Source organism: Cupriavidus sp. GA3-3 (assembly GCF_000389805.1).
Classification (GTDB): Bacteria; Pseudomonadota; Gammaproteobacteria; order Burkholderiales; family Burkholderiaceae; genus Cupriavidus; species Cupriavidus necator_D.
This window is the reverse complement of record NZ_KB944476.1, coordinates 1-12,362: the sequence shown is the minus strand read 5'-3', so window position 1 is coordinate 12,362 and position 12,362 is coordinate 1. Positions and strand designations below refer to the sequence as shown.

The 12,362-nt window shown below is 67.4% G+C and carries 9 protein-coding genes; 3 read left to right on the top strand and 6 right to left on the bottom strand.

Annotated features, from left to right (window positions below; all coding sequences use genetic code 11):
- Positions 1-4: 4 nt before the first annotated feature.
- The 4 genes from hpaR to folD all read right to left on the bottom strand — a co-directional run bounded on the left by hpaR (position 5) and on the right by folD (position 4,476).
- Positions 5-523, bottom strand: coding sequence for a homoprotocatechuate degradation operon regulator HpaR (gene hpaR, locus C265_RS13010; protein ID WP_010813079.1), 519 nt, complete (start codon positions 521-523; stop codon positions 5-7).
- Positions 524-609: 86 nt separating this feature from the next.
- Positions 610-1,440, bottom strand: a complete 831-nt coding sequence (gene xth / locus C265_RS13005; RefSeq protein ID WP_010813078.1) for an exodeoxyribonuclease III — start codon at positions 1,438-1,440, stop codon at positions 610-612.
- Positions 1,437-3,521: a M3 family metallopeptidase gene (locus tag C265_RS13000; protein WP_010813077.1), complete on the bottom strand. Its 2,085-nt coding sequence runs from the start codon at positions 3,519-3,521 to the stop codon at positions 1,437-1,439. Before C265_RS13000 ends, xth begins: the two co-directional genes overlap by 4 nt.
- 103 nt (positions 3,522-3,624) lie before the next feature.
- Positions 3,625-4,476: a bifunctional methylenetetrahydrofolate dehydrogenase/methenyltetrahydrofolate cyclohydrolase FolD gene (gene folD / locus C265_RS12995; RefSeq protein ID WP_010813076.1), complete on the bottom strand. Its 852-nt coding sequence runs from the start codon at positions 4,474-4,476 to the stop codon at positions 3,625-3,627.
- 159 nt (positions 4,477-4,635) lie between these two features.
- On the opposite strand from folD, the gene C265_RS12990 reads away from it, so the two are divergent.
- The gene (locus C265_RS12990; RefSeq protein ID WP_010813075.1) at positions 4,636-5,316 is read left to right on the top strand and encodes a hypothetical protein; all 681 of its coding nucleotides are present in this window, start codon (positions 4,636-4,638) and stop codon (positions 5,314-5,316) included.
- A 101-nt stretch (positions 5,317-5,417) separates the two neighbouring features.
- Here C265_RS12990 and C265_RS12985 read toward each other — a convergent pair whose 3' ends face one another.
- Together C265_RS12985 and C265_RS12980 are read right to left on the bottom strand one after the other, a co-directional pair.
- Complete coding sequence (locus C265_RS12985; protein ID WP_010813074.1) at positions 5,418-6,050, bottom strand: response regulator transcription factor; 633 nt, start codon at positions 6,048-6,050, stop codon at positions 5,418-5,420.
- A gap of 170 nt (positions 6,051-6,220) precedes the next feature.
- On the bottom strand, positions 6,221-8,806 hold the full coding sequence (locus tag C265_RS12980) for a PAS domain S-box protein (protein WP_037024292.1): 2,586 nt from the start codon (positions 8,804-8,806) through the stop codon (positions 6,221-6,223).
- A gap of 423 nt (positions 8,807-9,229) precedes the next feature.
- Between C265_RS12980 and aceE the strand changes: the two genes are divergently transcribed.
- Entirely contained in the window at positions 9,230-11,917 is a 2,688-nt protein-coding gene (gene aceE / locus C265_RS12975) for a pyruvate dehydrogenase (acetyl-transferring), homodimeric type (RefSeq protein ID WP_010813072.1), read from the top strand.
- 167 nt (positions 11,918-12,084) lie between these two features.
- Positions 12,085-12,362, top strand: a 278-nt coding sequence (locus C265_RS12970; protein ID WP_010813071.1) for an acetyl-CoA carboxylase biotin carboxyl carrier protein subunit, incomplete at its 3' end; no start/stop codon positions are given.

Sequence of the window (12,362 nt, the reverse complement as noted above, 5' to 3'; positions counted from 1 at the left end):
AGGCTCAGCCGGCCTCGCCGCCGCGCCCAGGCGGTGGCGAGGCAACGGATTCGGGCGGGGTGGATTCGGGCAGGTTCGGCTGCGGCGCCAGGCCGGCCAGCATGGCGTCGAGCGCGCGGTAGACCTCGGTCAGGCGCTCCGGGCCGAGCCGCTGCGCCAGCTCCTGGTAGCGCGCATCGACCAGCGGCTCCATTTGCACGATGATGGCGCGCGCCGACGGCGTCAGGCTGACCAGCTGGCGGCGCTGGTCGGTGGCAGAGCGGGTCCGTTCGACCAGCCCGGCGTCTTCCATGCCGCACAGCATGCGGGTCAGGCTGGGGCTCAGGATCAGGCAGGCATCGGCCAGCTGGTTCGGCTCCATCGGCTCGCGCTCGTTGAGCGTGCGCATCACGCGCCATTGCTGCTCGGTGATGCCGAACTGCCGCAGGATCGGGCGAAAGCCGGCCAGCAATGTCTCGCGCGCTTGCAGCAGCAGGTGAGGAAGGTTGCGGTGGCGGAACATGGCCTGGCGGGTGTGGCTCATGCCCGCAGTGTAGCGGGCGCGGCGCCGCGCGGCGAGCGGGGCTTGTGCGGACTTGCCTGAACCCGCGCGCGGCGCCAGCGGCGCGTTCAGTTACAACTGAGCGTGGCGACCACCGGCGTGTGGTCCGACGGCTGCTCCCACGTGCGCGGCACGCGGTCGATCACGCAGGCGCTGCAGCCGCTGGTCAATGCCGGCGACAGCAGGATGTGGTCGATGCGCAGGCCCGCATTGCGGCGGAACGCCATCATGCGGTAGTCCCACCACGAGAAGGCCTTCTCCGGCTGCTCGAACTGGCGGAACGCATCCGCCAGGCCGAGCTCAACCAGTGCGGCAAAGGCGGCGCGCTCCTGCGGCGAGACCAGGTTCTGGCCTTCCCATTTCTTGGGGTCGTGCACGTCGCGGTCTTCCGGCGCGATATTGAAGTCGCCCAGCAGCGCCAGCTTCGGGTAGCGCTTCATTTCTTCGCGCAGCCACGCCGTCATCGCGTCCAGCCACTTGAGCTTGTAGACGAACTTGTCCGAGTCCGGCGCCTGCCCGTTGGGGAAGTAGGCGCAGACCAGCCGCAGGTCGCCATAAGTGGCAGCGATCACGCGCTGCTGCGCGTCCTCGAAGCCGGGGATGTTGCGCACCACGTCGGCGGGGCCGGGCATGCTGGCGTCGCGTGCGAGGATGGCCACGCCGTTGTACGTCTTCTGCCCGGTGTAGATGCTGTGGAAGCCCGCGTTCTCCAGTTCGGCCAGCGGGTACTTGTCGTCCGGCAGCTTCAGTTCCTGCAGGCACAGCGCGTCGATCGGCGCGCCGGCCTGGTCCTGCTCGGCCAGCCATTGCAGCACCTGCGGCAGGCGCACCTTGAGCGAGTTGACGTTCCAGCTGGCAATGCGAAGCGGGCCGCTGGCGGGCAGGGCGGCCGCGCTCATGCTGCCATCCCGCCGTGGCGCAGCAGCGCGTCGATCTGCGGCGCGCGGCCGCGGAACGCGACAAACGAGTCCATCGCCGGACGGCTGCCGCCCACCGACAGGATCTCGCGCTGGTAGCGCGCGCCGGTCTCGCTGTCGAGCACGCTGCCCGACAGCTGAGCGGCTTCCTCGAACGCCGCGTACACGTCGGCCGACAGCACCTCGGCCCACTTGTAGCTGTAGTAGCCCGCCGCATAGCCGCCGGCGAAGATATGGCTGAAGGTGTTCGGCCAGCGCGACAGCGGATGCTGCGGCACCACGTGCACGCGGTCGTTGATCTGGCGCGACAGGTCCAGCACCGAGGTGGCGCCGGCCGGATCGAAGTCGGTGTGCAGGTGCATGTCGAACGACGAGAACACGATCTGGCGCAGCGTCATCATGCCGTTCTGGAAGTTCTTGGCGGCCAGCATGCGGTCGAACAGCGCGCGTGGCAGCGGCTCGCCGGTGTCGATGTGCTGCGTCATGCCGGTCAGCACCTCGTACTCCCAGCAGAAGTTCTCCATGAACTGCGACGGCAGCTCCACCGCATCCCATTCCACGCCGTTGATGCCCGACACGCCGAGCTCGCCCACCTGCGTCAGCATGTGGTGCAGGCCGTGGCCGAACTCATGGAACAGGGTGATCACTTCATCGTGCGTGAACAGCGCGGGCTTGTCGCCCACCGGCGCGGAGAAGTTGCAGGTCAGGTAGGCCACCGGCGTCTGCACGCCGCCTTGCTCCAGCACCTTGCGGCCGCGCGCGTCGTCCATCCAGGCGCCGCCGCGCTTGCCTTCGCGCGCGTACAGGTCGATGTAGAACTGGGCCAGCAGTGTGCCGTCGGCGGTGGTGACGCGGAAGAAGCGCGCGTCCTTGTGCCAGGTCTGCGCCTGCTCGGGCTCGATGCGCACCGAGAACAGCTTCTGCACCACGCCGAACAGGCCCTCGAGCACCTTCGCTTCCGGGAAGTACTGCTTGACCTCTTGCTCGGAGAACGCATAGCGCTGCTGGCGCAGCTTCTCCGAGGCATAGGCGACATCCCATGGCGCCAGCTCAGGCAGCCCCAGCTCTGCGGCGGCAAAGGCCTTCATTTCGGCCCAGTCCTTCTCGGCGTAGGGGCGCGCCTTGACGGCGAGCTCGTCGAGGAACTTCAGCACCTCGGCCGGCGATTCGGCCATCTTCGGCACCAGCGAGACTTCGCCGTAGCACTGGTAGCCCAGCATCTGCGCCTCTTCGCGGCGCAGGGCCAGCTGCTCGCGCATATTGGCGGTGTTGTCCCAGTCGGCCTGGCCCTGACCATGCTGCGGGCCCAGTTCCGAGGCGCGCGTTACATTGGCTTCATACAGGGTCTGGCGCAGCGCGCGGTCGTCCGCGTACTGCAGCACCGGGAAGTAGGACGGGAAGTGCAGCGTGAATTTCCAGCCGGCCTTGCCATCCTTCTCTGCGGCATGGCGGGCGGCTTCCCTGGCGTCATCGGGCAGGCCGGACAGGCGGGCCTCGTCCTCGACATGCAGCGCGTAGGCGTTGGTGGCATCCAGCACGTGGTCGGAAAAGGCCTTGGACAGCTGGGCCTGCTGTTCCTGGATCTCGGCGAAGCGCGGCTTCTTGTCTTCAGGCAGTTCGGCACCGCCCAGGCGGAAGCCGCGCAGTTCGTTTTCGATCAGCTGGTGGCGGGCCGCGCTCATGCCGGCGAACTCCGGGCTGGCAGCCAGCGCCTTGTACTTGTCATACAGCGCCAGGCTCTGGCCGAGCGAGGACCAGAACTCGGTCATGCGCGGCAGGTTCTCGGCGTGAGCCTTGCGCAGTTCGGGCGTATCGGCCACGGCGCTCAGGTGGCTGACCACGCCCCAGGCGCGGCCCAGCGGCTCGGTGGCCGCTTCCAGCGCCTGCACGGCGTTGCCCCAGTCGGCGGGCGTGGCGGGATCTTCGGCGCGGGCGACAGCCTGCTGCGCGCGTTCCAGCAGCACGTCCAGCGCCGGGCTGATGTGCTCGGGCCGGATCTCGGCAAAGCGGGGCAGGTCGGAAAAGTCCAGCAGAGGATTGGTAGCGTTGGCGGCTTGGTCCATGGCGTGTTCTCGGTTGGCTGGCCTCGATCGGGCGATAATCCCGCAGATGGGGCCGGGGCGCCGGATTTTCCAGGGCCCCGGGTGGCGTATCGTACGCGCGGCCTCAGCCGGCGGCGCGCTCGGCGGCTTCCAGCGTATTGACCAGCAGCATGGTGATGGTCATCGGGCCGACGCCGCCCGGCACCGGCGTGATGTAGCCGGCGACTTCACGCACGCCGGCAAAGTCGACGTCGCCGCACAGCTTGCCGTTGTCGTCGCGGTTCATGCCCACGTCGATCACCACCGCGCCCGGTTTGACCATGTCGGCGGTGATCAGGTTGCGTTTGCCGACCGCGGCCACCACCACATCCGCGTCGCGGGTGTGGGCGCCGATGTCGCGCGTCTTGCTGTTGCAGATGGTGACGGTGGCGCCGGCCTGCAGCAGCAGCATCGCCATCGGCTTGCCGACGATATTGGAGGCGCCCACCACCACGGCGCGGGCGCCGCGCAGCGGGAACTGGACCGATTCCAGCATCTTCATGCAGCCGTAGGGCGTGCACGGGCGGAACAGCGGGGCGCCGGTCATCAGCGCGCCGGCATTGGCCACATGGAAGCCGTCGACATCCTTTTCCGGGGCGATGGCTTCAAGCACCTTGTGGCTGTCGATATGCTTGGGCAGGGGCAGCTGCACCAGGATGCCGTGGATGTTGGGGTCCTGGTTCAGGGCCTCGATGCGGGCCAGCAGTTCCGCCTCCGACAGGTCGGCCGGGTAGCGGTCGAGCGAGGAATGAAAGCCGTTGTCCTGGCAGGCCTTGACCTTGTTGCGGACGTAGACCTGGCTGGCCGGGTCCTCGCCGACCAGGATCACGGCCAGGCCGGGCCGGTGGCCACGCTCGGTCAGGCGGGCGGCGCGCAGGGCGGCTTCGGAGCGGATTTGTTTGGCAAGGGCATTGCCGTCGATCAGTTGGGCAGGCATGGAGGCAGGGCGGGTTTGTGGCCGGGAGGTGGAGGTGCCGCCGCGCGCCGGAGCGCGGGTTGGGCTAAAGGCGGAATTATAAAGGTTGCGTGGGGCTTGCCGCACGGAGCTTGAGCGGGTGCAAGGCCGGGCGGGGGCAGCGCTGGTAGCATCGGCCGAATGCACACCGCGCTTCCATCCCTGCTGTCCCATCCCTTGCTGCTGTTGCTGTCCCTGGCGGCACTGCTGTGGGCGCTGACGCGCCGGCCCTGGCAGCTGTTGCGGCGCAATGCGCTGCAGAACGCCTGGCTGGGTGCGATGGTGCTGGTGGCGCTGCTGTGGACGTTGCGCGCCACCCTGGTCGGCGGGCTGGTGATCCAGTTGCTCGGCGCCACGCTGATGGTGACGCTGTTCGGGCTGCCGCTGGCGCTGCTGTCGCTGTTCGTGGTGGACGTGGTGTCGCTGTTCGGGCTCGAATACCTGGCCGGGCATGGCTGGGCCCAGTTCGACTGGCCCTCGCTGTGGGTGCGCTACGTCTGGCTGGCGCTGCTGCCGGCGCTGATCTCCGCAGCGTTGCAGGCGATGATGCGGCGCCTGCTGCCGCGCCATCCGTTCGTCTTTATCCTCGGGCACGGCTATTTCACGGCCGGGCTGGCCGCGCTGGGCGCCAGCGCGGCCGAGGCCGGCTGGCGCCACCTGACGGCGCCGGGCCTGCCATGGAGCATTGCCGATACCCTGACGGCAGCCGTCATCCTGGCCTTTGGCGAGGCCTTCCTGACCGGCATGCTGGTGGCGATTTTTGTGGTCTATCGGCCACAATGGGTGGTCACGTTCCGGGACGAGGAATACCTGGACCGCTGACGGGACTGAGGGGGGCAGGGGCGGCGCCGGACGGCGCGCGGAGAGGGCAGCCGATGCGGCCGCGGGCCGCACCGGGTCAGGCAGAGGCAGGCGCCAGCCGCTCAGCTGTTGCGTGACAGCGCCAGGCGCAGCAGGTCGGCGACGGTGTTGACGTTGAGCTTTTCCATGATGTTGGCGCGGTGCGCCTCCACGGTCTTGATGGAAATGCCCAGGTCGTCGGCGATCTGCTTGTTCAGGCGGCCGGCAACGATGCGCTCGAGCACCTGCTGCTCGCGCGTGGTCAGCTTGCCCAGCAGGTCCTTGGCGGCGCGCTGCTCGCGTGCGGCGGAATGGTCGGTGCGGGCCTTGGTCAGCATGCGCTCGACCAGTGCGCGCAGCTCGGACTCATCGAAGGGCTTTTCGATGAAGTCGATGGCGCCGCGCTTCATCGTCGATACCGCCATCGGCACGTCGCCGTGGCCGGTGATAAAGACGATGGGAATGTCGATCTGCTCGGCCAGCATGCGCTCCTGCAGTTCCGGGCCGCTCATGCCGGGCATGCGCACGTCAAGGATCAGGCACGACACCTGGCTGGCATCGTAGGCGGCGAGGAACTGCTCGGCGCTGGTGAAGCTGCGCACCTGGTAGCCATTGCCCTCCAGCAGCCAGGTCAGCGAGTCGCGCATGGCTTCATCGTCGTCGACGATGAACACGGTCTCGCCGCGGTGGGGCGTGGGGTTTGGCGTTGCGGTCATGTAGTCTCCTCGGGACAACAATTCATTGCTGCGAAGTGTAACCGGCAGCGGCCCTCTGTGGCGAGACAGGCCCCCCACATCCGTGGGGGAAACGGGGCGGGCCGGCTTTTTGTGGAATCCTTGGGCATACCCGGGCGCGAAGGCCTCGGCAACAGGGCCTGTGCTTCGGCTTAATGCTCGGCCAGCGCCGATTGCAGCGGCAGCATGATTTTAAATGTACAGCCGATGCCGTCGGCATTGTTCTCCACCCACAGGCGGCCCTGGTGCGACTCGATGATCGAGCGGCAGATGTTCAGCCCCATGCCCATGCCGTCGGACTTGGTGCTGAAGAAGGGCTCGAACAGGCGCTCCTTGGTGGCTTCGTCCACGCCCGGGCCCTGGTCGATCACGTCGATATGGACGCTGTCGCCAATCTCGCCCGGCTCCACCCGCGCGTGCAGGCGCACCACGCCGCCGGCGTGCAGGGCGGGCAGGCCGGCCATGGCCTCGACCGCGTTCTTGAGCAGGTTCACCAGCACCTGCTCGATCAGCACCGGGTCGACATAGACCGTCAGCGGCGGGGTCGGCAGGCGGGTCAGGATGGTGACGCGGCGGCGCGTGGCCTCCAGGTCGGCCAGGCCTACCGCGTCGGCGACGATGTCGTGCAGCGCGGCCTCGCGCCGCTGCGGCTGGCTGCGCTTCACGAAGCCGCGGATGCGGCTGATGATGGTGCCGGCGCGCACCGCCTGGGCCGAGGTCTTCTCCAGCACCGGGATCAGGTCCTCCGGCGTGCTGCGGCCCGAGTGCAGCCGCGCCACCGCGCCCATGCAGTAGTTGTTGATGGCCGCCAGCGGCTGGTTCAGTTCATGCGCCAGCGACGAGGCCATCTCGCCCATGGTGGTCAGGCGGCTGGTGAACTGCAGGCGCTCTTCATGCTGGCGCGCCATTTCCTCGGCGGCCTTGCGCACCGTGATATCGGTGGCGATCTGCATCTGCGCCAGGTGGCCGTCGACCCACTGGATATAGCGGCGGCGCACTTCGAACCATTTCTGCATGTCCGGCACGAACACTTCGCGCGCGTCCGATGCGTACGGCATCAGCTCGGACGCCGGCAGGCCGGCATAGGCGTCGACATAGTCGGTGTTGTCGCTGGAGACCTGGTCCTTGTCGAGGTCGTCGCCGGCCAGCTTGAGGTGGCCCTCGGCCTCCCAGCCGAACAGCTGGCGGTAATAGCGGTTGGCAAAGAGCAGCTCCGCCTTGTCGGTGGCCAGCACCGACACCGCGGCATCCAGGCTTTCCAGCACCGTGGTGAAGCGGTCATGCGCCGCGGCCAGTTCCTCGCGCGCGCGCTTGGGCTCGGTGATGTCCGTCATCGAGCTCATCCAGCCAGTATGGCGGCCGCGGCTGTCCACCAGCGGCGACACGTACATGCGCGCGTAGAAGCTGCTGCCGTCGCGGCGCATCACGCGCATCTCGTAGCCGCCGGCGGGCGACTTGCCCTGCAGCGTCAGGTCGATCTGCTTCTGCATCTCCTGCTGGTCGTTGGGCGGCCAGTAGGGGAAGGGCGGCAGGCGCCCGACCAGGTCGTTCTCCTGCCAGCCGGTCATGCGGCAGAAGGCCGGGTTGACATAGGTGATGCGGCCGTTCAGGTCGAGCGCGCGCAGACCGATCAGCATCGAGTTTTCCATCGCGCGCCGGAACGAGGTCTCGGCCAGCAGCGCGCGCTGCGCCTCGGAGCGGCGGCTGGTGTGGCGCCACATGCTCCACAGGCTCCACAGCAGGAAGCACGACAGCCCCACCACCAGCCACAGCAGCATGTTGTTGGGCAGGTTCGACGCCGGCGGGTAGGCATCGGCGCGCAGCGACAGGGAGTGGCCCGGCGGATCCAGCAGCACCTCGTACGACAGCGCGTTGCCCGGCACCGGCCGCAACGAGGTGCTGGCGCGGGTCTGGTTGTTCTTGTCGATCAGCGAGAAGCGGTAGCGCTCGGTCAGCTCGGGCGGCAGCAGGTGCGTCAGGATGCCGTTGATCGAGTACAGCGCGCCAAGCGTGCCGAGAAACTCGTTGTCGCGCACGATCGGCACTTCCATCAGCATGAAGCTGTCGCCGCGCTCGTTGACCAGTGGGCGCGAATAGACCACTCGCTGGGTCTCGCGCGCGGCGTCGAAGGTGTCGAGCACTTCCGGTTCGAGCGGCTGGTCCTGGTTCTCGCGCAGGCGGCTGGCGAATTCCGAGGTCGATGGCAACGACCAGCGGCCGCGCTTGGTGGCATCGAGCCAGTTGATGAAAACGATCTCGGGGTTTTCGCGCAGGATTTCCTGCGCCGCGGTGCGGTAGGCGCCTTGCTCAAGCTGCGCGGCGGCGATGTCGCGCGCCAGCGAGGCCAGCTGGTCCTGGTTGCTCAGCAGGGACAGGCGCACGCGCTGCTGCGCCCAGGCGGCGTCGCGGTACAGGGCGTCGCGCTGCTGCTGGCGCTCGGTCTCGTGCAGGGACCACAGGATCACGCCCATGGCCACCGTGAACAGCACGATGGCAACCAGCGGGATGAACATGAACCAGCTGGTGGCCACCAGGTTGCGCCAGCGCAGCCACCACAGCCCGCGCGGTGCGGCCACGGGGGCGCCGTCGTCGGGGCCCAGCGCCTCGATCGGCCCCAGTCCGGCAGCCGGCGAAGGGGCGTGCGCGGGGTCGCCTCCGGCCGCCTTGGCTGACCCCGACGCGTCGGGAGGAAGCATGGCTGCACGCAGGCTGGAAAGGAGTCGGTCGAAAAACGGCATGGGAGGGATTGACGGCTGACCGACCAGTGTACCGAGATTATTGCGGTGCGTCGCTTGGGGAAAGCGCCAATGAAAACATTGCTGCTGCGGCCGGGGCGAGTAGGCTTATGGCGCATGGCGGGGCAGCCGGGCAGTGATTCTTGGTGCGCCGCCGCATAATTCCACATTATAAAAAACGATACCGCAATTTGAAAATTTCACTTGTGCTGGACTTTGGGCTTCCATAGAATCGGTTCGACCCAAGAATGCGGGCGGCAGCCATGCGCCTGCCGCGCGGAGAAACCGGAACAGGTTTCCCGGCGGCGGCCCCGATGCAAGGCGGCATGGTGCCGGATCCGCAAGTCGGTGCGAGTCATACGTAAAGTCGTGTCCGGGCGCTGCCAGCGCGGGCGCGGATGCAAAGAATTCACCCAGGAGACAGTCATGTCCGCCGTACCAGAGCAGATTCTCGGCGCCTCGAGCGCCAACGACGCCGATCCCCAGGAAACCCATGAATGGCTCGACGCCCTGCAGGGCGTCCTGGCCGCCGAAGGTCCGGCGCGCGCCGCTTTCCTGATCGACAAGCAGATCGAATACGCACGCGTGAACGGCGTGACCCAGCCGTTCCACGCCGAGACGCAGTACATCAACACGATTCCGGTCGAGCAGCAGGCCCGCATCCCCGGCGACCAGGACATCGAGCACCGGATCCGCTCGTACACCCGCTGGAACGCCATGGCGATGGTGCTGCGCGCCAACAAGCACACCAACGTCGGCGGCCACATCTCGTCGTTCGCCTCGGCGGCCACGCTGTATGACGTCGGCTACAACCACTTCTGGCGCGCCCCGTCGGAAGCCGGCGGCGGCGACCTGGTGTTCGTGCAGGGCCACTCGGCTCCGGGCGTATATTCGCGCGCCTTCCTGCTCGGCCGCCTGACCCAGGACCAGCTCGACAACTTCCGCCAGGAGGTGGACGGCAAGGGCATCTCGTCCTACCCGCACCCGTGGCTGATGCCGGACTTCTGGCAGTTCCCGACGGTGTCGATGGGCCTGGGCCCGATCATGGCCATCTACCAGGCCCGCTTCATGAAGTACCTGGACAGCCGCGGCCTGGCCAAGGCCGGCGACCGCAAGGTCTGGGCCTTCCTGGGCGACGGCGAGACCGACGAGCCGGAATCGCTGGGTGCGATCGGCATGGCCGGCCGCGAGAAGCTCGACAACCTGGTCTTCGTCATCAACTGCAACCTCCAGCGCCTGGATGGCCCGGTGCGCGGCAACGGCAAGATCATCCAGGAACTGGAATCCGAATTCCGCGGTGCCGGCTGGAACGTGATCAAGGTGGTGTGGGGCAGCAAGTGGGATTCGCTGCTGGCGCGCGACACCAAGGGCCTGCTGATGAAGCGCATGATGGAATGCGTCGACGGCGAGTACCAGACCATGAAGGCCAAGGACGGCGCCTATGTCCGCGAGCACTTCTTCAACACGCCTGAGCTGAAGGCGATGGTGGCCGACTGGTCCGACGACGACATCTGGCGCCTGAACCGCGGCGGCCACGATCCGCACAAGATCTACGCCGCCTACAAGGCCGCCAGCGAGCACAAGGGCCAGCCCACGCTGATCCTGGCCAAGACCATCAAGGGCTATGGCATGGGCGACGCCGGCCAGGCCATGAACGTGGCCCACCAGCAGAAGAAGATGCCGGTGGACGCGATCCGCAAGTTCCGCGACCAGTTCAATCTCCCCGTTGCCGACGACCAGCTGGAAGATGTGCCGTACATCACCTTCCCGGAAGGTTCGAAGGAACTGGAATACATGCGCCAGGCGCGCCTGAACCTGGGCGGCTACCTGCCGGCCCGCCGCCAGAAGGCCGAAGCGCTGCCGGTCCCGCAGCTGTCCGCGTTCGACGCGCTGCTCAAGGCCACCGGCGAAGGCCGCGAAGTGTCCACCACCATGGCCTTCGTGCGGATCCTGAACACGCTGCTGAAAGACAAGCAGATCGGCAAGCACGTGGTGCCCATCGTGCCGGACGAGTCGCGCACCTTCGGCATGGAAGGCCTGTTCCGCCAGGTCGGCATCTGGAACCAGGAAGGCCAGAAGTACGTGCCGGAAGACCATGACCAGCTGATGTTCTACAAGGAATCGCAGACTGGCCAGGTGCTGCAGGAGGGCATCAACGAAGCCGGCGCCATGTGCGACTGGATCGCGGCCGCCACGTCGTACTCGACGCACGGCGTGCAGATGATCCCGTTCTACATCTACTACTCGATGTTCGGCATCCAGCGTATCGGCGACCTGTGCTGGGCCGCTGCCGACATGCGCTCGCGCGGCTTCCTGCTGGGCGGCACCGCCGGCCGCACCACGCTGAACGGCGAAGGCCTGCAGCATGAAGACGGCCACTCGCACGTGTTCCACGCCGCGATCCCGAACTGCATCTCGTACGACCCGACCTTCCAGTACGAACTGGCGGTGGTCATGCAGGACGGCCTGCGCCGCATGTACGCCGAGCAGGAAGACGTCTACTACTACCTGACGGTGATGAACGAGAACTACGAGCATCCGGAAATGCCGGCTGGCGTGGAGCAGGACATCGTCAAGGGCATGTACCAGTTCCGCAAGGGTGTCGAGAACAGCAACGCGCCGCGCGTGCAGCTGCTGGGCTCGGGCACGATCTTCCGCGAGGTGATCGCCGCTGCCGACCTGCTCAAGAAGGACTGGGGCGTGGAGTCGGACCTGTGGGGCTGCCCGAGCTTCACCGAACTGGCCCGCGAAGGCCACGACGTCGAGCGCTTCAACCTGCTGCACCCGACCGAGACCCCGCGCGAATCGCACGTGGCCAAGAGCCTGAAGTCGGCCCGCGGCCCGGTGATCGCCTCCACCGACTACGTGCGTGCGTTTGCCGAGCAGATCCGTCCGTTCGTGCCGCGCCGCTACGTGGTGCTGGGCACCGACGGCTTCGGCCGCTCGGACACGCGCGAGAAGCTGCGCCACTTCTTTGAAGTGGACCGCTACTGGGTCACGCTGGCCGCGCTCAAGGCGCTGGCCGACGAGGGTGCGATCGGCCGCGACAAGGTTGCCGAGGCCATCAAGAAGTACAACCTCGACCCGAACAAGCCCAACCCGATGTCGGTCTGATCCGGCAGCCAGCACCAACCCCCGCAGTACGGCAACGCCGTGCCGCGGGCGCCCCGGCCAGAGCCCGGACGGCGCCTTGCGGCATGGCGGCGTGACAGAAGCGGGCGGCGAAGGTAATCTCGCCGCTTGCGGATGTCGCGCGTGCCGGCCTGCCCAGGAGACACTGAATGAGTCAAGCGATTGAAATCAAGGTGCCGGATATCGGCGACTATGACGCCGTTCCCGTCATCGAAGTGCATGTGAAACCCGGCGACAGCATCAACGCGGAAGACGCGCTGGTGACGCTGGAATCGGACAAGGCCACCATGGACGTGCCCTCGCCGCAGGCCGGCGTGGTCAAGGACGTCCGCATCAAGGTGGGCGACAACGTGTCCGAAGGCTCGGTGCTGGTGATGCTGGAGGCGGCCAACGAGCCCGCCGCCGCAGCAGCCCCGGCGCCGGCCGC

Excerpts from the sequence above, each read along its gene's own strand:
- C265_RS12980 (WP_037024292.1), bottom strand. The coding sequence starts at position 8,806 with ATGCCGTTTTTCGACCGACTCCTTTCCAGCCTGCGTGCAGCCATGCTT.
- folD (WP_010813076.1), bottom strand. The coding sequence starts at position 4,476 with ATGCCTGCCCAACTGATCGACGGCAATGCCCTTGCCAAACAAATCCGC.
- aceE (WP_010813072.1), top strand. The coding sequence starts at position 9,230 with ATGTCCGCCGTACCAGAGCAGATTCTCGGCGCCTCGAGCGCCAACGAC.
- C265_RS13000 (WP_010813077.1), bottom strand. The coding sequence starts at position 3,521 with ATGGACCAAGCCGCCAACGCTACCAATCCTCTGCTGGACTTTTCCGAC.
- hpaR (WP_010813079.1), bottom strand. The coding sequence starts at position 523 with ATGAGCCACACCCGCCAGGCCATGTTCCGCCACCGCAACCTTCCTCAC.
- C265_RS12990 (WP_010813075.1), top strand. The coding sequence starts at position 4,636 with ATGCACACCGCGCTTCCATCCCTGCTGTCCCATCCCTTGCTGCTGTTG.
- xth (WP_010813078.1), bottom strand. The coding sequence starts at position 1,440 with ATGAGCGCGGCCGCCCTGCCCGCCAGCGGCCCGCTTCGCATTGCCAGC.
- C265_RS12985 (WP_010813074.1), bottom strand. The coding sequence starts at position 6,050 with ATGACCGCAACGCCAAACCCCACGCCCCACCGCGGCGAGACCGTGTTC.